Annotated in this window: 17 protein-coding genes and 1 tRNA gene; 11 read left to right on the forward strand and 7 right to left on the reverse strand. The window is 33.9% G+C overall.

Annotation, left to right across the window (positions count from 1 at the left end):
* Nucleotides 1–68: 68 nt before the first annotated feature.
* Nucleotides 69–1,094 (forward strand): LacI family DNA-binding transcriptional regulator, encoded by a 1,026-nt coding sequence (locus E0I26_RS02705; protein WP_131914951.1) that lies wholly within the window; start codon nucleotides 69–71, stop codon nucleotides 1,092–1,094.
* Between the two features lie 560 nt (nucleotides 1,095–1,654).
* On the opposite strand, the gene E0I26_RS02710 is transcribed toward E0I26_RS02705, so the two are convergent.
* From E0I26_RS02710 to polA, 3 genes are read right to left on the reverse strand one after another with little or no spacing between them, the layout of a single operon-like run.
* The gene (locus E0I26_RS02710) at nucleotides 1,655–1,918 is read right to left on the reverse strand and encodes a DUF2442 domain-containing protein (RefSeq protein WP_131914952.1); all 264 of its coding nucleotides are present in this window, start codon (nucleotides 1,916–1,918) and stop codon (nucleotides 1,655–1,657) included.
* 5 nt (nucleotides 1,919–1,923) lie between these two features.
* Nucleotides 1,924–2,193: a DUF4160 domain-containing protein gene (locus E0I26_RS02715; RefSeq protein WP_131914953.1), complete on the reverse strand. Its 270-nt coding sequence runs from the start codon at nucleotides 2,191–2,193 to the stop codon at nucleotides 1,924–1,926.
* A 43-nt stretch (nucleotides 2,194–2,236) separates the two neighbouring features.
* Nucleotides 2,237–5,080: a DNA polymerase I gene (gene polA, locus E0I26_RS02720; RefSeq protein ID WP_131914954.1), complete on the reverse strand. Its 2,844-nt coding sequence runs from the start codon at nucleotides 5,078–5,080 to the stop codon at nucleotides 2,237–2,239.
* Between the two features lie 358 nt (nucleotides 5,081–5,438).
* On the opposite strand from polA, the gene E0I26_RS02725 reads away from it, so the two are divergent.
* From E0I26_RS02725 to E0I26_RS02735, 3 genes are all read left to right on the forward strand, one after another.
* Nucleotides 5,439–6,932, forward strand: coding sequence for a hypothetical protein (locus tag E0I26_RS02725; RefSeq protein ID WP_131914955.1), 1,494 nt, complete (start codon nucleotides 5,439–5,441; stop codon nucleotides 6,930–6,932).
* A gap of 213 nt (nucleotides 6,933–7,145) precedes the next feature.
* A complete protein-coding gene (locus E0I26_RS02730) occupies nucleotides 7,146–8,381 on the forward strand; it encodes a metallophosphoesterase (RefSeq protein ID WP_131914956.1) in 1,236 nt (411 codons plus the stop codon).
* A gap of 73 nt (nucleotides 8,382–8,454) precedes the next feature.
* Nucleotides 8,455–8,751: a thioredoxin family protein gene (locus E0I26_RS02735; protein ID WP_131914957.1), complete on the forward strand. Its 297-nt coding sequence runs from the start codon at nucleotides 8,455–8,457 to the stop codon at nucleotides 8,749–8,751.
* A gap of 6 nt (nucleotides 8,752–8,757) precedes the next feature.
* On the opposite strand, the gene E0I26_RS02740 is transcribed toward E0I26_RS02735, so the two are convergent.
* Together E0I26_RS02740 and E0I26_RS02745 are read right to left on the reverse strand one after the other, a co-directional pair.
* Nucleotides 8,758–9,408 carry a polysaccharide deacetylase family protein gene (locus tag E0I26_RS02740; protein ID WP_131914958.1) on the reverse strand — a complete coding sequence of 217 codons (651 nt, stop codon included), beginning with the start codon at nucleotides 9,406–9,408 and terminating at the stop codon, nucleotides 8,758–8,760.
* A gap of 82 nt (nucleotides 9,409–9,490) precedes the next feature.
* A complete protein-coding gene (locus E0I26_RS02745; RefSeq protein ID WP_131914959.1) occupies nucleotides 9,491–12,802 on the reverse strand; it encodes a glycosyltransferase family 117 protein in 3,312 nt (1,103 codons plus the stop codon).
* A 227-nt stretch (nucleotides 12,803–13,029) separates the two neighbouring features.
* Here E0I26_RS02745 and E0I26_RS02750 point away from each other — a divergent pair.
* Nucleotides 13,030–13,100 (forward strand) — tRNA-Gln (locus E0I26_RS02750).
* Between the two features lie 137 nt (nucleotides 13,101–13,237).
* Here E0I26_RS02750 and E0I26_RS02755 read toward each other — a convergent pair.
* The gene (locus E0I26_RS02755; protein WP_131914960.1) at nucleotides 13,238–14,062 is read right to left on the reverse strand and encodes a universal stress protein; all 825 of its coding nucleotides are present in this window, start codon (nucleotides 14,060–14,062) and stop codon (nucleotides 13,238–13,240) included.
* A 176-nt stretch (nucleotides 14,063–14,238) separates the two neighbouring features.
* Between E0I26_RS02755 and rimP the strand changes: the two genes are divergently transcribed.
* The 3 genes from rimP (at nucleotide 14,239) to infB (ending at nucleotide 18,981) form a co-directional block, all read left to right on the forward strand.
* Nucleotides 14,239–14,703: a ribosome assembly cofactor RimP gene (rimP, locus tag E0I26_RS02760; protein WP_131914961.1), complete on the forward strand. Its 465-nt coding sequence runs from the start codon at nucleotides 14,239–14,241 to the stop codon at nucleotides 14,701–14,703.
* A gap of 13 nt (nucleotides 14,704–14,716) precedes the next feature.
* Nucleotides 14,717–15,970 carry a transcription termination factor NusA gene (gene nusA, locus E0I26_RS02765; protein WP_131914962.1) on the forward strand — a complete coding sequence of 418 codons (1,254 nt, stop codon included), beginning with the start codon at nucleotides 14,717–14,719 and terminating at the stop codon, nucleotides 15,968–15,970.
* Nucleotides 15,971–16,083: 113 nt separating this feature from the next.
* Nucleotides 16,084–18,981 (forward strand): translation initiation factor IF-2, encoded by a 2,898-nt coding sequence (infB, locus tag E0I26_RS02770; protein ID WP_131914963.1) that lies wholly within the window; start codon nucleotides 16,084–16,086, stop codon nucleotides 18,979–18,981.
* A 46-nt stretch (nucleotides 18,982–19,027) separates the two neighbouring features.
* Here infB and E0I26_RS02775 read toward each other — a convergent pair whose 3' ends face one another.
* The gene (locus E0I26_RS02775; protein ID WP_131914964.1) at nucleotides 19,028–19,255 is read right to left on the reverse strand and encodes a hypothetical protein; all 228 of its coding nucleotides are present in this window, start codon (nucleotides 19,253–19,255) and stop codon (nucleotides 19,028–19,030) included.
* Nucleotides 19,256–19,546: 291 nt separating this feature from the next.
* Between E0I26_RS02775 and vsr the strand changes: the two genes are divergently transcribed.
* Genes vsr through E0I26_RS02790 form a run of 3 tightly spaced genes read left to right on the forward strand, consistent with a single transcriptional unit; the run spans nucleotide 19,547 to nucleotide 21,516 of the window.
* The gene (gene vsr / locus E0I26_RS16685) at nucleotides 19,547–20,542 is read left to right on the forward strand and encodes a DNA mismatch endonuclease Vsr (protein WP_131914965.1); all 996 of its coding nucleotides are present in this window, start codon (nucleotides 19,547–19,549) and stop codon (nucleotides 20,540–20,542) included.
* A 1-nt stretch (nucleotide 20,543) separates the two neighbouring features.
* On the forward strand, nucleotides 20,544–20,762 hold the full coding sequence (locus E0I26_RS02785; RefSeq protein ID WP_131914966.1) for a hypothetical protein: 219 nt from the start codon (nucleotides 20,544–20,546) through the stop codon (nucleotides 20,760–20,762).
* Entirely contained in the window at nucleotides 20,749–21,516 is a 768-nt protein-coding gene (locus E0I26_RS02790) for an HNH endonuclease (protein WP_131914967.1), read from the forward strand. The genes E0I26_RS02785 and E0I26_RS02790 overlap by 14 nt, the downstream gene beginning before the upstream one ends.
* Nucleotides 21,517–21,518 lie beyond the last annotated feature (2 nt).

A 21,518-nucleotide genomic window follows, 5' to 3' on the forward strand; every position in this document is an offset into this window, starting at 1 on the left:
GTTAATATTCTAATTATATATATCTTGTTACTGTTTTTACTATATGAATTACGACAAATATCTCCCTTATGAAAGCTAAAGCAACATTAAAACAAATCGCAAAAGAACTGAATGTTTCTGTTTCTACAGTTTCAAAAGCACTTAATGATAGCCCGGAAATTAGTGAGCTGACGAAAATTAAAATTAAAGAATATGCTAAACTTAAAAATTACAAACCCAATGTAATTGGTCTGAATCTCAAAAACAGAAAGACAAAAACCATTGGTGTAATTATTCCAAATATTTTAAATTCTTTTTTTGCTAAAGTATTTAGCGGTATAGAAAAAATAGCGGATGAAAAAGGATATAATGTTATTATGTGTATCTCTAATGAATCATTAGAAAAAGAAGCACATACACTTGAAATGCTAAGTAATGGGACTATTGATGGATTTATTGTTTCCGTTTCTGAAGAAGCACAAAAAAATCATGAGTACAATCATTTCAAAGAAATTATTAATGATGGTACTCCTATAGTTATGTTTGATAGAATTGCCGATGGGGTGGAGTGTGATAAAGTTGTAGTTGATGATTTCGATTCGGCTTTAAATTCTACGCAGCATTTAATAAATATAGGATGCAAGAACATCGCTTTGTTTTCTTCTGTAGATAATTTAAGTGTTGGTAAATTAAGGGCCGAAGGGTATCTTAAGGCATTGGAAAATAATAATATTCCTGTAAACGCTAATATAATTCTTAGAACGGATTCTGAAGACAATTTGAAAAATAAAATTGAAAGTATTTTTGATAACAATACAATAGATGGTGTTTTTGCTTTGGATGAAAATGATTCGGTGGCCGCATTAAAAGTAGGTCTTAAAAAAGGATTTAAAATTCCGAAAGAACTTTCTATTATAGGTTTTGCCGATGGAATTCTAGCTTCTAGAAGATTATCTCCAAGTTTAACGACGGTAAGCCAGCATGGAATAGAAATAGGCGAAGTTGCTGCTAAATTGCTTATCGCGAGATTAGAATCCAAAGAAGAGCACGTTCCTTATGAGACGGTAGTAATCAAAACAAAATTGAAAGAAAGAGAGTCAACAAGGAAGTTGTAGATTATTTTTAAAACGTCATTTAGTAAATTAGAAGAAACTGGAAATTATTACCACTAGAATTATTAATAAGTTAGCAACAGTATTAGAACAATGATACTAAAAAGAGCTTTTGAAAATTTGTTGTACATTGTACCAATAATTATAATTTCAAATATTATTTACATTATTTATTCTTCACAATTTCCGGGTGGTGTTGCTGGAATGGCACCTTTTGTTTTAATTATTAATAGCATTATCAGCTTTATTCTTTCGTTTATTGTTTATTTATTCATTTCCTTAAAATTCAAATTAAGCCAACTTAAAAGCATATTGATTTTTATTTTTATTTCATTTCTTAATCTTCTATTATATTTTAAGGTTAATCCATTCGATTATGAAGTTGAAAAAACATATAGAGATTTAAATTCGTGGCTTTATATTTCAATACTCATTCCGTCATTTTTAATGATCACAGTAAAGAAATTAATGGACGAGTAAAAGTAATTTAACTAATTTAAAATGAAAAACCACCAACTATTTTTGACCAAATTACCTGGTTTTGAAATCGTCTGTCATAGAATTCAACTTGCTATGCTGTTTTTCGATATTTCAATACTTTCTGTCCAAAGTGTAAAAGGGTCAAAATCTATGATTTCTTCTTTCCCCCAAACTACGGTGTCGTATTTTACAAAAACTTGATTGAAAAATGAAGTGTCTTTCAAAGGTTGAAATACTGGGTAATTAAGATAGGGTAAAACAGAGAATTCTTTCCAGATTTTATTGTCAAATTCTAGCTCTAATTTATAACCAGGTTTCGGTATGGCAGTTATGATTTTTGGAAACATATCAATTATCTTAAAGGTTCAATTTTAAAAATAGGTTCTCCTTTTATGGCTAAACTCCAGTCTGCCATTAAATCTTCTTGACGAATTTCAATCCAGGCTTTTACAAGTTTTGTTTTATTTACGGGCAGTTTTCCGTCTAATAATTCTCCGTCAGGAATTGAAAATACTGCCTCAAACTCATTATATTTTACGTGAATATGAGGTAAGTTATGTTGCTTATTGTCCAAATAATACATCGAAATAATTAATCCGTAGAACAAGCTGATTACTGGCATAGTGTTTTCTTTTTAACAAAGTTACAAAATTCTAAACTCTAAATTAATGCGCTTCCAGCCAATCTTTCCCTGCTCCTAAATCAACATCCAAAGGTACATCAAGTTTAAAGGCATGTTCCATTTCGTATTTTATCATCGGTTGGATTTTTTCGAGTTCCGAATTGTGCACGTCAAACACAAGCTCATCATGAACCTGTAACAACATTTTGCTTTTCCAGTTTTCGGAGGTTAGTTTTTTATGAATATTAATCATCGCAATTTTAATGATGTCGGCGGCACTTCCTTGAATTGGTGCATTTACCGCATTTCGTTCTGCGCCACCACGAACAATGGCGTTTTGCGAATTGATATCTTTCAAATAGCGACGACGTCCCAGAATTGTTTGCACATAACCATTGTCTCTTGCAAAATCTATTTGTTCCTGAATATAGGATTTTAATCTTGGATATGTTTTGTAATACGCTTCAATCAAAGCGGCACTTTCACTTCTGGATAAAGAGGTTTGATTGCTCAATCCAAAAGCCGAAACTCCATAAATAATTCCAAAATTCACCGTCTTGGCATGACTTCGTTGCTCGCGAGTCACTTCTTCGAGTGGAACATTAAATACTTTTGAAGCTGTAGATTTGTGAATGTCTTCGTGATTTTGGAATGCCTTAATCATGTTTTCTTCACCACTTAATGCCGCAATCACACGCAATTCTATTTGAGAATAATCGGCAGAAACCAAAGTGTAGTTTTCATCTCGGGCTACAAATGCTTTTCTGATTTGTCTGCCGCGTTCCGTACGAATCGGGATGTTTTGTAAGTTCGGATTATTTGAACTCAAACGGCCTGTTGCGGCAACGGTTTGCATGTAATCCGTGTGGATGCGTTGCGTAATTTTATCTACTTGGTTTGGCAAAGCCTCGACATAGGTGTTTTGTAATTTCACCAATTGTCGCCAATCGAGTATGTCTTTCACTATTGGATTTTCGGCTGCTAAATAACTTAAGATTTCCTCCCCTGTTGCGTATTGACCGGTTTTGGTTTTCTTTTGTTTGGCTCCGCCAATTTTCAATTTGTCAAATAAAACATCACCCAGTTGTTTCGGGGAAGCCAGATTGAATTTCTCGCCCGCAGTTTCGTAAATGTTTGTCTCCAATATTTTAATGTCGTCGTCTAATGTTTTTGACAGTGATTTCAAGAAATTCACATCTACACGGATTCCTTCTTTTTCCATGTCAGCCAAGACTTTTACCAATGGAATTTCGATTTCTTCAAAAAGTTTTTTGGTTCCTGTTTTGTCTAATTCCAAGGTGAATATTTCCTTGAGTTGCAAGGTTACGTCAGCATCTTCAACGGCATACTCTTTTATTTCTTCCAATGCAACATCACGCATTGATTTTTGGTTTTTTCCTTTTTTACCAATTAAAGTTTCAATGGATTGAGGCGAATATTTTAAATACGTTTCTGATAAAATATCCATGTTATGACGCATATCCGGATTGATCAGATAATGTGCAATCATGGTGTCGAATAATTTTCCTTTTACGGTAACATTGTAATTAGAAAGAATCTTTAAATCGTATTTTAAATTTTGACCAATTTTCTCAATGCTTTCATTTTCGAAAAAAGGAATGAATTTTTCAATTAAAGTTTGCGCTTGGTCGCGATTTTCCGGAAACGGAACATAGAATCCTTTTCCTTTCTCATACGAAAATGAGATTCCAACCAATTCAGCATGCAAAGCATCCAAACCGGTTGTTTCGGTATCAAAACAAACGGAAGATTGGTTTTGTAAATTTTGCAACAGCAATTTCAGTCCTAAATCACCTTGAATTATCTGATAAGAATGTTCTGTGTTTTCTAATGAGTTGTAATATTGATGACGTGTTTCTTCTGAGGAGTCATCCTGTAGTGTACTTCCAAAAAGGTCGAATTGCTCTTCGTTTTTTGGCTGTGGTTTTTTGTACAATTTGGTTTCGTCAACGGGATTATTATTGGTGGATGCAGTTCCGCCTTTTTTAAATATGGCATCAAATTGTTCTGCCATTCTTCTAAACTCTAATTCATTGAATAGTGCATCTGTTTTTTCTACATCGGGAGTAGATAATTCATAATCCGTTTCGTCAAAAATAACCGGACAATCCAGTAAAATTGTCGCCAAAGTTTTGGATAATAATCCTTTCTCTTTATTGGCTTCAATGTTCTCTTTCATCTTTCCTTTTAGCTTGTCAGTATTAGCCAGAAGGTTTTCCATGGTTCCAAATTCTTTCAAAAGTTTCTTAGCGGTTACTTCGCCTACGCCAGGAAGTCCTGGAATATTATCGGCAGCATCACCCATCATTCCAAGAAAGTCAATCACTTGGTCTGGTCGTTCGATTTCAAATTTTGCTAATACTTCCGGAATTCCCCAAATTTCTATTCCATTTCCCATTCGGGCAGGTTTATACATGAATATATTCTCAGAAACGAGTTGTGCAAAATCCTTATCTGGGGTTACCATAAAGACTTTGTAGTTCTGTTTTTCTGCTTGTTTAGCAATAGTTCCAATTAAATCATCAGCTTCATATCCTTTTACTTCTATAATAGGAATATGCATGGCTTTTAGCAAATCTTGGATATAAGGAATAGCAATTTTAATAGCTTCGGGAGTGGCATCACGATGGGCTTTGTATTCTGGAAATATATCATTTCTCAATTGACTTCCGCCATTATCAAAGGCAACGGCTAAATGGTCTGGTTTTTCTCTTTTAATTACATCCATCAATGAATTCATAAATCCCATAATGGCCGATGTGTCCATTCCTTTAGAATTGATTCTTGGATTTTTTATGAAAGCATAATAGCCTCTAAAGATTAAGGCGTAGGCATCAAGAAGGAAAAGGCGTTTTTGTTGTGACATGATTGTGATTTTGTAAAGTTTTCAAAAGTACAAAACTTGTCAGATAAAGGAGTGAAATATTTCTTATGATTCATGTTTGAGTCCTTTTTTTTAGTTTTCTAAAAGTTGTCGTTAAATAATTTTGCAGTCTATTTTTTTTGATGAAAAATTATGGGATAATGATTTGAAAGAAAATAATTATAAATTATTAAAGGGCTGTGATTGCGAAATATATAATTATAGGAATATAGTTATACATCAATAAAAATAATGTTTTTAAACGATTATTTATGTATTTAAACGATATTTTTATGTAAATTTATACATGGAATTTCTACTCCAATGAGGTTCATTGATATTTAATCTTTAATCAGTTGTTATGAAAAAAAATTATTTTTCTAAAAAGGTGTTACAAGCCTGTCTGTTATTTTTCATGATAATAACTGCGAATGTGTTTGCCCAAGTAGGCATAGGAACTATCACGCCCCATGCAAGTTCAGTACTGGATGTTTCATCAACAACCCAAGGAATGTTGACACCCAGAATGACAACTGTACAAAGAACTGCTATTGTGACTCCAGCCGATGGTTTAATAGTTTATGATACAGATTTAAAATCTTTTTACCACTACAATTCTACTTTAATATTATGGATTAGACTGAATAGTGAAGCGAATGGCAGATTGAAGTTTAAACGTATAAAATCTACGGATGTCCTAGCGACAGTTTTGGCAGCGGAGAAGACCGCAGGAGGTAATACTAAGTATCTTTTGGATGTTAATACTTATTATGAAATAAATGGAACCATAAATGTAGATTTACCGATTGATTTAAATAATGCCTATGTTTCTGGCATGGATGCAAATGAGGATGTATTGGTTAGAACATCTGGAAATCTGTTTGACGGTGCAACAGGAGGAAGTATTAGAAATGTAACTATTCAGGTTACCGGAGGAGGGAAAGTTTTTAATTTGAATGGAGCAATATCACAAAGTTTAATTATAAGAGATGCAATAATCGCAGGTTCTTCTAATGTAGGTTCTATAACTGGTTTCGGATTAGTTTTTGTCAGTATCGTTCAATTTGTGGGTAATGCTGCGGGGATTACGTATGATACTATTGGCAAATTATTAATAAATAATGCAGCGTGGTTCAGTAATAATACAGGTACTTATGAAAAATTGCAAGGTACATTTGGATTAGTCCAGAAGCAAGGTGGTTTTAGTGAAGTAACTGGAGCGTCTATTGGATTAGATGTGTCGTCTAATCCAGTTATAACCGGAGATGCCGTTATGGAAACAGTGGTTTTTACAGGAGTACTTACAACAGGGAAATACGTGAAAGGATATACAGTGGGTAGCTATACGGGATATAGTTTTAATGATTTTTGGACCGTACGTTCTACAGGAATTCCAAATGAGGGAGATTCTTATGCAACCGGAAATTTATATTTGAACAGAACTATTACTTCTCCAACAATCCAACTTACAGATACGAATGGAGCCTATAAAGTCCCAGGAACGACAATTTCAACGAATTTGTTTAGAATAAGTGGTTCTACAACTAACAGGCTGGTTTATTTAGGTAGAAAGGCAAGAACTTTTACGGTTGCGGCTTCAGTTTCCTTCGAAGGTGGAACCGGCAGTGCTGATCTTTTGTTTTATTTCGTGAAATTTGCTTCTGGCGGAACTCCTTATACTTTTATAACTTCTTCAGAAACCTTTATAGATTCTAATACAGCAAATGTGCAAAGTTTTTCTGTTTCAGGGACCATCAGTCTTGCCAATGGAGAATATGTTGAATTGTATGCACAGCGGTTAAATGGAACAAACAAAACATTTACATTTCGTTCTTATAATATGTCAATGAAATAAAAATAATAAAAAGGAATACTTCTTTACAATTTATAATAGTCGCATTATTTAGTTTTTAAAATAATGCGACTATTTTGATTAAATTCTGCTTTTGTCGATTTATACAATTTTAAAGCATCAAGAGCCAGTATAGGATAATCAACCGTTAAATTTTAATTAATAAGAAACCGTTTTGATGAATTGTTTTGTTATTTTGTTTAAAATTTTTTTAAAATGATCTTTCGTATCGTATTCTTGTGCGTAATCCTTCTTGTTATTGAGCTTTATACTTTTCAAGTATTAAAAACTTTAATAAAATCAAGGCCAGTTTTGTTTTCAATTCAGATTATAAGCCTGTTGGTTTTAGTATACATTGTTTATTCTTTGATGCAATTTGACCGTAACTCAGGGCAAACCAAGCAATTGATGGTTGTCATGGGTTTGTTGCTTATAGTTTATGTTCCAAAACTAATTTTGACATTCATATTAATGGGAGAAGATATCTTTAGAGTAGGTACCGGAGCTGTTAAGTATTTTGTTAATTATGATAAAAATGCAGATTTTCTGAATTCAAGAAGAAAATTTGTCAGTCAAATAGGATTGGGATTAGCAGCAGTTCCTTTTTTATCTTTAATATATGGAGTGACTATTGGTAAATACAACTATAAAGTCATCAAGCAACGTATATTTTTTCCTGATTTGCCTGATGCTTTTGATGGTTTTACGATTACTCAAATATCGGATGTTCACAGCGGCAGTTTTGATAATCCCGAGAAAATTAATTATGCAATAGATTTAGTCAACGAACAAAATTCAGACATGATTCTGTTTACCGGAGATATTGTGAATACGGATGCCAAAGAAATGCATCCTTGGATAGAAACCTTTAATAGAATTAAAAAACATGAATATGGAAAATATTCGGTTTTAGGGAATCACGATTATGGCGAATATATAACTTGGCCATCAGAGGCAGCAAAAGAGGACAATTTTAAAGCCATTAAGGATTTATATGGACAAATCGGTTTCAAATTAATGCTAAACGAACATACTTTTATTGAAAAAGGAGATGCTAAAATTGCATTAATTGGCGTAGAAAACTGGGGACATAATTTCAAAAAAGCGGGTGATATCAACAAAGCTTCTCAACATGTAAATAAAGAAGATTTTAAAATTTTGATGAGTCATGATCCTTCACATTGGGAACATGAAGTGCAACATCATGAGAAAAATTTCCATCTTACGCTTTCAGGTCATACACACGGAATGCAGTTTGGAATAGAAATACCAGGTTATTTTAAATGGAGTTTGGCACAATATGTTTACAAACAATGGGCGGGATTATATGAAAACGTAGGACGGTACGTTTATGTAAATAGAGGTTTTGGTTTTCATGCCTATCCGGGCAGAGTAGGAATCATGCCGGAAATAACGGTCATCGAACTAAAAAAGGGTGTTAATGTGGCATAATTCGTTTAAAATGCTACATTTGTATAATAAATATCTCTTTTTAGTGAATTTTAAAAATTAAATTTTTGGTTTTATGTCAAAATTTGGAGAACTTATAAATACTCAAGTACCTGTGTTAATAGACTTTTACACAGAATGGAATGAGCCTTCAGTTTCAATGCATCCTGTAATTAGAGATGTGGCAGCCGCTCTTGGTGATAAAGCAAAAGTCATAAAGATTGATGTGGATAAGAATCAAGAATTAGCCGATGCTTTACGCATTAAAGGCTTGCCTACGTTGATGATTTACAAACAAGGTCAAATGATATGGAGACAGTCCGGAGAATTAGATGCGAACACTATTATTAGTATTGTTCAAGAACAATTGTAGCGCATTTCAGTACAACACCTCACAATTATAATTATTTTCTTTTAAATAAGCTAATGCTTTCGGCAATACGTATTCTAAGTTTTTAAAGGCTTTTATACTGTCGTGGAAAACAATAATACTTCCTGGTCTTAGATTTGATGTTACATTTTCTAAGCATTGTTCCTGCGATAAAGTTTGATCAAAATCAGCACTTAGGACGTCCCACATAATTATTTTGTAGCCAAATTTTCGTAGTTTTCTTGATTGAGATACTTTTATCTTCCCATAAGGCGGACGAAATATTTTAGACTTCAGATTAGAAGTACTATTTTTTTGAATAGTTGCTTCGCATCGTTTAGTGTTTTCAATATAGGCTTCAGTTGAAGTTTTCCAACCGTTCAAATGATTAAAAGTGTGATTTCCTATGGAATGACCGTCGCTAATGACCTTTTTGAATATTTCGGGGTTTTTATCAATATTATCTCCAATGCAAAAAAAAGTAGCTTTTACATGGTGCTTTTTTAATTCATTCAAAACCCATTCTGTAATTTCTGGAATAGGCCCATCGTCAAATGTGAGGTAGACTGTAGTATTGCTTCCAGTATTGGAAACATCCCAAGTATAATTAGAGAATATTTTTTTTATAATCCAATTCGTCTTTATCCAGTAAAGTTTCATTTTTTAGTTTTAAAATTAAAAAAAAATAGCGACATTTTTCAATATCGCTACCTTTTCTAATCAGAATCTTTTTTGTTTGAAGTTATTCTTTTTCGCGTCCAAAGCGGTCAAACATTTTAATGTAAGTATTGAATACAATTCTATTTTTATTATAAAAATCTAAATCGCCATTTTCTTTCATTACCGTTAAAAGACTTCTGTATCGCTCAATATCAGTGATGATAGGAATGGCAATGCTAGTTTGCTCAGAAGATTTTAGATTGCCATAATAATTAAGGTTCTCTCTGTATTTTAGTATTAATTTGCTCAACAATTGTTGTGCTTTTAATTTCTCATCGATTTTGTAATATCCGCCAGCGAAAGGTTCTAGTAATGAATAATAGTCAAAATATTCCAACGGCATTTTTGTCATTGCCAAATCGATAATGTTTTTTGCTTTATCTTTTTGTCCTTCAACAATTAATTGATTCATTAATCTGGAAAGGTTGGTTCTGTAGGTTATGCTGTTTCTACGGGTTTCAGGGTCGTGATAAATTTTTGGACTTTCGCCATTACCCCAATCCCATTTCATAACTTTAGCATACATTTTATCAGAATCTATTTGTCCCATATCAAGAGGACTTGCATCTTTTGGTAGCGCTGTTCTTATTGGAACCAGTTTGTAAACCATTCCTTCTAATTGAAGATACTCTTTCATCCAGATATAATCTTCACTGTCAAATGCACCACCGCTAAAATAGATTGGTCTTTTCCAATTGTTATTAGCAACAATATCAAGCATCATCAATCTGTTTTTGTACAATGCATTTCCTTTGATATCCAAGTCAATGTAAGGCACAATAGAATCATTGTGTTTAGGATTAACTACTTTGTTTTGTATAATTATATTTTTGTCAACAGGGATTCTGATTTTGTTTGTAGGGTAAAAATGGATTGTTTGTCCGTTTTGCATGTCTACAGTTGATTTTGGATTTTTGATAAAATTGATAAAATCTTTTATATCCCAACGACTTTCAACTTTTGGAATGTGAGCTACATAGTCCAGTTTGTCTCCTACATATTGATCGTGTGTAAATGAAATAGGCAAAGGATCTGATTCGTATGTTTTAGTTTTCATCTGATCGATATACCAATCCGTCATGAAAAGGCTCGTGTTTACAATTTTAACATCCGTTCTCACTTTTTCGATTTCTTGTGCGTACCAAAGCGGGAACGTATCATTATCGCCAATTGTGAATAAAATAGCGTTTGGATCACATGATTCCAGATATGCTTTTGCCATTGCAACAGCAGTATGTTTTCCGGAACGGTCGTGATCATCCCAGTTTTGAGAAGCCATAAGAACCGGAGCTGCCAATAAACTGGCTGCGATAATAATTGGGCCTGCCAGTTTTGGGGCTAAATATTTCGTGGCACTTTCGTACAATGCATAAACACCAAAGCCTATCCAAATGGCAAATACATAAAAGGAACCAACTAAGGCATAATCTCTTTCTCTAGGCTCGAAAGGTCTTTCGTTTAAGTAGATTTTTAATGCTATTCCGGTAAAAAGGAATAAGGCGAGTAGTACATAGAAACTTTTCAAATCCTTATTGGCATGATACATTAAACCGATTAAGCCGAGAATAAACGGTAGAAAGAAATATACATTTCGACCTTTGTTGTTCAATACATCCGAAGGTAAATTGTCTTGACTTCCTAAATGGAGTTCGTCTATAAAAGTTATGCCACTAAGCCAGTTGCCATCCAGATAGTCGTATTTTCCCTGAATGTCATTTTGTCGACCAACAAAATTCCACATCAAGTATCTCCAGTACATGTAGCCAAACTGGTATTCAACCATGAATCCTAAATTGTCAGCAGTTGTTGGTTTTTCAACAATTAAATAATCACCATAACTTTTCAGGAACGTAACATAACCTTCGTTGTCAATTTGTTTTTGAGCGTAAGCTTGTCTGAATTCAGTTATTATTTTTTCGGTTTCGTTTTTTAGCTGAGCAATCGCTTTGTTGTAATCTTCCTCACTCAATTGACTCGGATCGATGCCGTATTTGGCTAAATCATCCTCGTACGGATAATCAGGATTTAATCTGAATTGAGGTGGATTTGTAAAATTCATGTAGTTCTCGATGTGATCACCGCTCCACATTCTTGGCAAAATAGTTTTTTGATTGTCATCCGTATTTTGCTCGGCATTTTTGAAATTATTCGTAATAATATATTTCCCAGTCTTATAATCTCTTTCGTAATTGGGCGCTTTGTCCAGGTAAGGATTGTTTTTGTCTAAACCAGCAAAACCTTCTGTGTATTGAGGACCATAAAACAAAGGATTTACACCATATTGTTCTCTATTGTAATACGCAAGAACTTCAGCTGCATCAGAGGGTTTGTTTTCGTTGATTACCGTATTTGCATTGGCACGTATCGGTAACATTGTCCAAGTAGAAAAACCAATCAGGATAAAAAGCACACATAAAATTAGCGTATTGGATGTTGCTAATCCTTTGTTGTTGGTGTATTTTAAACCAAAATAAAACAAAATAACAAGTAGTATGGTTACAAATATTGTTCCTGAGTCAAACGGCAATCCTAAACTGTTGACCATAAAAACTTCGGTTTTGCCAAAGAATCCCATAGTCATAGGGAGTAGTAATTTGAATATAAATAATAAAATGGCAATAACAACAACATTTGCAATGATGAAACTTTTGAGGGTAACTACTTTATAGTTTTTGAAAAAGTAAAGGAAACCTATCGCTGGAATTGTTAATAGTGCCATGAAATGGACCCCGAATGAAAGTCCAACAACAAGAGAAATGATTAAAAGCCATTTATTTCCTCTGGGTTTGTCCATGTCCTGTTCCCAACGTAAACCCAACCAAAATAATAAGGCAATAAATAAAGATGCCATGGCATATACTTCGGCTTCAACAGCATTGAACCAAAAACTATCAGAAAAAGTATAGGCTAAAGCTCCAACGAATGAACTTCCAAGAATAACAATGTCATTGTATTTATTTGTTTGCTCCGCCTGTTCGCCTTTTTGGCTCGGGTCAGAAAATCTTGAAATCAGTTTCTTTAAAATTATAGAGGAAGACCAAAATAAAAATAAAATGGTAAATGCACTCGAGAATACAGACATCATATTCACCATTAATGCAATTTGTGTGTCATCTGAAGCAAACATGGCGAAAAAGGCACCAATCATCTGGTATAAAGGCGCTCCCGGGGGATGGCCAACCTCAAGTTTTGCAGCTGTGGCTATGTATTCGCCACAATCCCAAAAACTCATGGTGGGTTCAACAGTTAAAGTGTATGTTAATAATGCGATTCCAAATGTAAGCCAACCAATAATTGTATTCCATTTATTGAAATTGAATGCTGCTTTATCCATGTACTAAAATTTAATTTAATTTTGAGTTACAAAGAAAATGTTTTTTTGTTTAAACTTGTTAGCATTAACACTATTTTCTGGAAAAGTATTACAATTTAATAACGCATTGATTCTAAAGGTTTTTGAAGTTATTTTGAATTTTAAACGAATTTTTTTTCATAAAAAGGCAAAAAAAATTTGTACAAACTAAAATTTAGTTTAAATTTGCACTCGCTTAGCAGCAATGCTGGTCTATGGTGTAATGGTAACACAACTGTTTTTGGTGCAGTCTTTCAAGGTTCGAGTCCTTGTAGACCAACGTAAAACCTCTCATTTATTGAGAGGTTTTTTTATGCAATAAATCCAGCAGATTGTTTTTGGAGTTTAATTTATTGAAATGCCTGTGGTGGCTATGAGAGTCGTGTTTAGGCTGTTTTGATTTATTTTTTGGATTAATTAAATCTTGAAAGTTATCACTGGCTTAACGGTGTGATTTACCAGATCTTCACTGATGCTTCCATTGAAAAAATGAGCGAATCCTGTTCTTCCATGTGTGCAAAGACCTATTAAATCGGCATCAATGCTATTGGTGAAATTGATAATTCCATTTTCTATATTAACGTCATTGTAAATGTGTGTGGAGTAATTTTCGACCTCAAAAGAGTCAATGAATTTTTTCATTATTTCTTCGGACATTTTGGTGGTTTTAAAGCTATTGGGCGTGCAAATCATGACTAAGTATAGATTTGCATTAAATATTTTGGCAAATTCTATCATTTTTTTGAAAGGTTTTTTGGTTTCTTTCGAAAAATCAGAAGCAAACACAAAGTTGTTGAATTTAAAGTCACGAATGTTCTTTTTTATAACCAGTACCGGGATTTCTGAGAGTCGTACCACTTTTTCGGTGTTGGATCCGATGAGTACTTCTTCTATGCCTGAAGTTCCATGTGAGCCCATGATAATTAAATCAATTTCATTTTTTTTATTAAAAGATAAAATACCGCTGAAAGCTCTTTCGAATTGTACGGATGCGTTTACTGAAATTCCATTTAAATAGGGCTGTTCCTTGATTTTTTGGAGTGTTTCGTTTGCTTTTTTTATAAACAACATTACTTCGGGTATGCTGCTTCCGCCGGTTACGGCATCATTCATCTGGTTAGGCAATTCTAATAAATGCAACAAAAAGATTTCGCAATTGTTTTTTTTCGCAATTATGGCGGCCACTTTTAATGCGTGTTCTGCGTGTTCAGAAAAATCGGTAGGGACTAAAATTCGTTTCATAACTATAAAGCGTTAAATTATGATGAAAATTGTTATTTTAATGCTACATTAAAGATAAGAAATTATTTTACAGCAATCGATTATTTTAGTTTATAAAAAAAACACTATATTTGCACCGTTATTTATTAAAATCTAGATAATGAGGGGACTAAATGTCCCCTCTTTTTATAAAAAATATGACATTTAAAGAAAAAGTAAATACGTTGTTGACCGAAGGCCTATTAGAAAAGCCGTCAATCTTTTTGATAGACCTTGTCATTACTGATGCTTTCAAGGTTATTGTGACTTTGGACGGCGATAATGGAGTGGCGCTTCAAGATTGTATAGATGTGAGTAAATTCATTGATAATAATTTGGACAGAGAGGAACAAGATTACTCTTTAGAAGTAGCTTCGGTAGGAGTTGGTTCTCCGTTAAAATTAGTAAGACAATACAAGAAAAATATAGGTCGAACATTGATTGTGAAGACTTCGACTGAAATTATTGAAGCAGAATTAGTGGATGCTAATGATGATTTTGTAATTTTGTCTTGGAAAGCAAGAGAGCCTAAAAAGATAGGAAAAGGGAAAGAAACAGTTCAAAAAGAACTTAAATTGCCTTACGTAGATATAAAAGAAGCAATTGTTACAGTAACATTTTAATTAAAGAATTCGCATGGAAAATTTAGCATTAATCGATTCATTCTCAGAGTTTAAAGATGATAAACTTATTGATCGTGTAACGCTTATGGCAATTTTGGAAGATGTATTTAGAAATGCATTGAAGAAAAAATACGGTTCAGATGATAATTTCGATATCATTATAAATCCTGATAAAGGAGATATGGAGATATGGCAAAGAAGAGTGATCGTTGCGGATGAAGACTTAGATTTTGATCATCTTGAAATCACTTTAACTGAAGCTAGAAAAATAGAACCTGATTTCGAAATTGGTGAAGAAGTTTCCGAAGAAGTGAAATTAATTGATTTGGGAAGAAGAGCAATTTTAGCTTTACGTCAGAATTTGATTTCTAAAATCCATGAACATGATAACACGAATCTTTACAAACAATTTAAAGATTTAATAGGTGATATCTATACTGCTGAAGTGCACCATGTGCGTCCAAGAGTTGTGATTTTGGTTGATGATGAAGGGAATGAAATTATTTTACCAAAAGAAAAACAAATACCTTCTGACTTTTTCCGTAAAGGAGATAATGTTAGAGGAATAATAGAAAGCGTTGAATTAAAAGGAAATAAACCTCAAATTATTATGTCTAGAACTTCTGAGAAGTTTTTGGAAAAATTATTTGAACAAGAAATTCCTGAAGTATTTGACGGTTTAATCATGGTTAAAAAAGTGGTGAGAATACCAGGTGAAAAAGCAAAAGTAGCCGTAGATTCTTATGACGACAGAATTGATCCGGTAGGAGCTTGTGTGGGTATGAAAGGATCTCGTATTCATGGAATTGTTCGTGAATTAGGAAACGAAAATATCGACGTTATCAATTATACAAGTAACATACAATTGTATATAACGAGAGCATTAAGTCCTGCTAAAGTTTCTTCGATTAAGATAAATGAAGAGACAAAAAGAGCAGAAGTTTTCTTGAAGCTTGAAGAAGTTTCAAAAGCTATTGGTCGTGGCGGACACAACATTAAATTAGCAGGTTTATTGACAGGCTATGAATTAGACGTTATTCGTGAAGGTGATGTTGCTGGTGCAACTGCTGATGAGGATGATGTTGAATTAACTGAGTTTTCAGATGAAATTGAAGACTGGGTTATTGAAGAATTTGCAAAAATTGGTTTGGATACAGCAAAAAGTATCTTGAAACAAGATGTAGAAGATTTAGTAAGAAGAACAGACCTGGAAGAGGAAACGATTCTGGATGTAATGAGAATATTGAAAGAAGAATTTGACAGTTAGTCAAATGTATCTTCAACGATAAACATGCCACTTTACAATGAATTCTTGCTCGGTAGGTATCGAGTTGGGAGTAAAGTGAGGAATAACAAAAAAGGTAATAATAAAAAGGTTTTATGTCTGAAGAGAGAATTATTAGAATAAACAAAGTTTTAAGGGAATTGAATATTTCTTTAGAAAGAGCTGTGGATTATCTAAAAGATAAGGGGATTGCTATTGAAGCAAATCCAAACGCAAAAATTTCTGATGATGTATACAATGTCTTGTGCGGTCAGTTTGCAGGTGACAAAGGGAATAAGGAGGCTTCTAAAGAAGTAGGGGAAGAGAAAAGAAAAGAAAAAGAAGCTTTGCGTTTAGAACGAGAGAAAGAAATCGAAGACAAACGTAAAATTGAGGAAGAGCGCGTAAAACAACAAGAGGTTATAAAAGCGAGAGCAGTTATAGCTGGTCCGGTTCAAGTGGGTAAGATTGATCTTAATCCAAAAAAACCTTCCATCGTTGCGCCTGTAAAAGCTGTTGAAAAAACAGAGGCTCCAGTAGCTGATGTACCTGAAGTAAAAGCTGTCTCAAAAGAAGTTTCACCTGAGAAACCGTCAACTGAAAAACCGTCAACTGAGAAACCTGTTTCAGACAAAAAAGAGGTAAAACCTATTGTTGGGATAAAAGAGGTTAAAACAGAAACTCCTAAAGAAGTTCCTGCTGAACCAAAAGTGGTTGCAAAACCCGAGGCAGTTAAAGTTGATGAAGCGCCTGTTGATGAAACCATCACTACGCAATATCAAAAACTATCGGGAACTACTTTAACGGGGCAGATAATTGATTTATCTCAATTCAACAAACCGAAAAAGAAAAAAGAAGAACCGAAAATCACTCCGAATAAACCGGGTGCTCCAGGTTCGGCTGCAGCCAATGCAAATAAAAATAAGCGTAAAAGGATTGCTCCTAAACCGGGCGCTCCAAGACCGCCTGCAACACCGGGAGTTCCTGGTGCGCCAAATCCTAACAAGATTACACCTAATACTGGTGGCGGTGGATTCAATGCAAACAGAAGCGCTAGACCTGGTTTTGTAAAAGGAAACAGACCTGCTATTGTTGCAAAAGTGGAGCCTACCGAAGAAGAAGTTAAAAACCAAATTAGAGAGACTTTAGAAAAACTGCAAGGTAAAGGTGGTAAATCTAAAGCGGCTAAATATAGAAGAGATAAAAGAGATACACACCGTCAGAAATCTGATGATGAGCAAAGAGCCATTGACGAAGGAAGTAAAACTATTAAGGTTACTGAGTTTGTTACTGTAGGTGAAATTGCTATCATGATGGATGTGCCAATTACTAAAGTTATTGGTACGTGTATGTCACTTGGAATCATGGTTACCATGAACCAACGTCTTGATGCAGAAACATTGACTATCGTTGCTGATGAATTTGGTTATGAAGTTGAATTTATCACTGTAGACATCGAAGAAGCAATTCAGGTTGTTGAAGACAGAGAAGAAGATTTAGTTTTCAGAGCGCCAATTGTAACGGTAATGGGTCACGTCGATCACGGTAAAACATCGTTACTGGATTACATTCGTAAAGAAAACGTAATTGCAGGGGAGTCTGGAGGAATTACACAACATATTGGTGCCTACGGAGTAACGTTGGATAACGGACAAAAAATCGCATTCTTAGATACACCGGGTCACGAAGCGTTTACTGCGATGCGTGCGCGTGGTGCTCAAGTTACCGATATTGCTATTATTGTAATTGCTGCTGATGATGACATCATGCCGCAAACCAAAGAAGCAATTAGCCATGCTCAAGCAGCTGGAGTTCCTATCATATTTGCTATCAATAAAATTGATAAGCCAAATGCTAATCCTGAAAAAGTAAAAGAAAGATTAGCCGGTATGAATTTACTGGTAGAAGATTGGGGTGGAAAAATTCAATCACATGATATTTCTGCGAAAGTAGGAACAGGTGTTAAAGAATTATTAGAAAAAGTATTGTTAGAAGCGGAACTTTTAGATTTGAAAGCAAATCCAAATAAAGCGGCTTCTGGAACTGTTGTTGAAGCTTTCCTTGATAAAGGAAAAGGATATGTTTCTACGATATTAGTTCAAAACGGAACGTTGAAAATTGGAGATTATATGTTGGCTGGTAAGCATCATGGTAAAATTAAAGCCATGCATGATGAAAGAGGGAATATTGTAACTGTTGCGGGTCCTTCGACTCCGGTTTCAGTTCTTGGTCTTGATGGAGCAGCAACTGCGGGTGATAAGTTCAATATTTTTGAAGACGAAAAAGAAGCGAAACAAATTGCTTCAAAACGTTCTCAATTGATGCGTGAGCAATCCGTACGTACACAACGTCATATTACATTGGATGAAATTGGACGTAGAATTGCATTGGGTCAATTTAAAGAATTGAACATTATCCTTAAAGGAGATGTTGATGGTTCTGTTGAGGCATTGTCTGATTCGTTCTCTAAATTATCTACTGAAGAAATTCAAATCAATATTATCCATAAAGGTGTTGGAGCAATTACTGAAACTGACGTAATGTTGGCTTCTGCTTCAGATGCGATTATCATCGGATTTAATGTTCGTCCTGCTGGAAATGCAAGACAATTAGCAGACAAAGAAGAAATAGATATCCGTTACTACTCTATTATTTACGCCGCTATTGATGACTTGAAAGATGCAATGGAAGGAATGTTAGCTCCTGAAATGAAAGAAGAAATTCTGGGTACTGCTGAGATTAGAGAGATATTCAAAATTTCTAAAGTGGGTTCAATTGCAGGTTGTATGGTAATGGACGGTAAAATTGTCAGAAGCGCTAAAATGAGAATTATTAGAGAAGGTGTAGTTGTCTTCACAGGAGAACTTTTGGCACTGAAACGTTTCAAAGACGATGTGAAAGAAGTAGCTAAAGGATACGATTGTGGTATTCAAGTAAAAGGATACAACGACATCGAAGAAAGAGATGTTATTGAGTCGTACCATGAAGTAGCTGTTAAAAAGAAACTGAAATAGAATTTCAATATGTTTTAAACCAAAAATCCCGATTCGTCGGGATTTTTTAGTTTTGGTATGTTTTAATTAACGCTAGTGGTGAGTTGGAGAGCATCGAGAGTCCTTTGGGTTTTATATGGGCGTGGCACCAGCTAGAAAAAAGAGCCAGCAACATGCCGGTCATTGCCCTTTTTCCTAGCTGCTGTCGGGCTATCCGCGCTACAGGGTAGCTAGCTCCTATCTCTAACGCGAGCACAAGACCTTTATCAATAATGAGGAAGTTTTTCTTTTTCAAGACCTATTAATGCGTTTTAAATAAGTTGTCCTCCAATATTTTTATAAGAAAAATAGTTTATATTTGATTTCGAATAAAACAAATTAGAAAGTATACTGCATAGCAGTGTTTTTTAAGTTAATTTCTCAAATAATTAAAAAATCAATACTTTGAATATGTTCCGGTTTTATAAACCTGCGTGTATTTATGAGTTAATGGCAAGTGTAAGACTACCGTGCGCAAACAGAACCAACCGACAAAACTTTAACTTCTCAAATAGTCCAACAACAGAAATGCCGTAACTTTGTATCTATGGACAAGTTGACCGAAGAGCAAAGAAGAAGAAATATGCAAGCGGTTAAAGCGACAGGTACAAAAATCGAGGTTGCTTTAGCGAAGTTTCTTTTTGCCCGAGGGCATCGTTACCGAAAAAACGACAAAACCGTCTTTGGAAAACCCGATCTAACATTCAAAAAACTAAAAATTGCTGTGTTTGTGGACGGAGAATTTTGGCACGGAAAAGATTGGGAAGAAAATAAAAACAGACTCAAAACCAATCAAGAATTTTGGATTAAAAAAATTGAACGTAATATTGAACGTGATAAAGAAGTCAACCAAAAATTGTTAGAAAATGGATGGACAACTTTAAGGTTTTGGGGTAAAGACATCGAGAAAGATTTACTAAATTGCGCCATAGAAGTTGAAAATGCAATTAACGAAGCAAAAATGGATTTAAAAGAAAAAATATCGCTCGAAGAGATTAAAGGAAAACAATTCAGAGTTAGAATTGTAGAACCTGAATGCAATAAGGAAGCGGTTCTGACCCATTATATGCACAACAGCAAAAATGGAGTTTCTAAATTCTATAAAAAAGATGCCGTAGAATACACTAAAGAGATTTTACAATACAAATATCCCGAGGAAACCATTACAAATTTAGTAGCCGAAGAAGCTTTACAATACGGTATTTTCGACACTTTTTCAATCCCTTTTCCACCAATAGAAAACCCTAAATTCAAATTCATAGATTTATTTGCCGGAATTGGCGGTTTTAGATTGGCTATGCAAAATTTGGGAGGCAAATGCGTGTTTACAAGCGAATGGGATAAAGAAGCAAAGAAAACATACCGAGCCAACTTCGGAGAAACTCCATTTGGCGACATCACAAAAGAAGAAACTAAATCTTATATTCCTGACGGTTTCGATTTGGGCGTTTCCCTATCGGGTCGGGCTTTCCGTTGCAATCTTTTTGTTCGTTCCTCTCAAAAAGGATTTCCACTTCAATCCCTAACGCAAACCGTAGCATAATATGGAAAATTACAAATCAATCACAAGAGAAGATTTTATGAAGTTTTTTCGTGATGATGAAAAGCTAAATGAGTTAACACCCGATGATAGAATTGAAATTTTCAGAACAATTTTATTAGGTTGTTCTGATTTTTCTAATCAACTTTTTGACGAAATATTATCTGATTATTGTGTAGATAATCTCGAAGTAATTGAAATAAATAAAAATGGCAAACACTAATAATTGGACACGAGAAGAAACTATTGTTGCGTTTAATGTTTATTGTAAAATACCATTTAAAAGCAGTAGTAAAACGAATGCTGTAATTATTAAATATGCCAATATTATAGGTCGCTCACCTTCTGCTTTAAATATGAAAGTTGGGAATTTTGGACGTTTAGACCCAGAATTAAAAAAGCAAGGAATAGTTGGTTTAGTAAATGGAAGTAAACTTGAAGAAGATATTTGGAATGAATTTCACGGAAATTGGGAGAAATTAGCCTATGAAAGCGAGTTATTGATTGCTAAATTCCAAAATAAAGCAATTGAAGAAATTGCAGATTTCGATTTAGAAAATTTACCACAAGGGAAAGAAAGAGAAACAATTATTAAGGCAAGAGTTAACCAATCATTTTTTAGAAGTACAATTTTATCATCATACAATCAAAAATGTTGCATTACAGGATTATCAATTCCAGATTTTTTAGTTTCAAGTCATATAGTACCTTGGTCAAAAGATGAAAATAATAGATTAAATCCCCACAATGGATTATGTTTAAATTCGATTCACGATAAAGCATTCGATAAAGGTTTTATTACAATTACACCCGATTTTAAAATTAAACTATCTGATTATTTTAAAGATTTTTCTAAAGAAAATGCCGTCACCGATTTATTTTTAAAATACGAAAATCAGTCTATTATTTTACCTAATAAATTCTTTCCATCAAAAGAATTTTTAGATTATCACTACCATAATATTTTCAAGAAATAATT

The organism is Flavobacterium rhamnosiphilum (assembly GCF_004349195.1).
In the GTDB taxonomy this organism is placed as follows: Bacteria; Bacteroidota; Bacteroidia; order Flavobacteriales; family Flavobacteriaceae; genus Flavobacterium; species Flavobacterium rhamnosiphilum.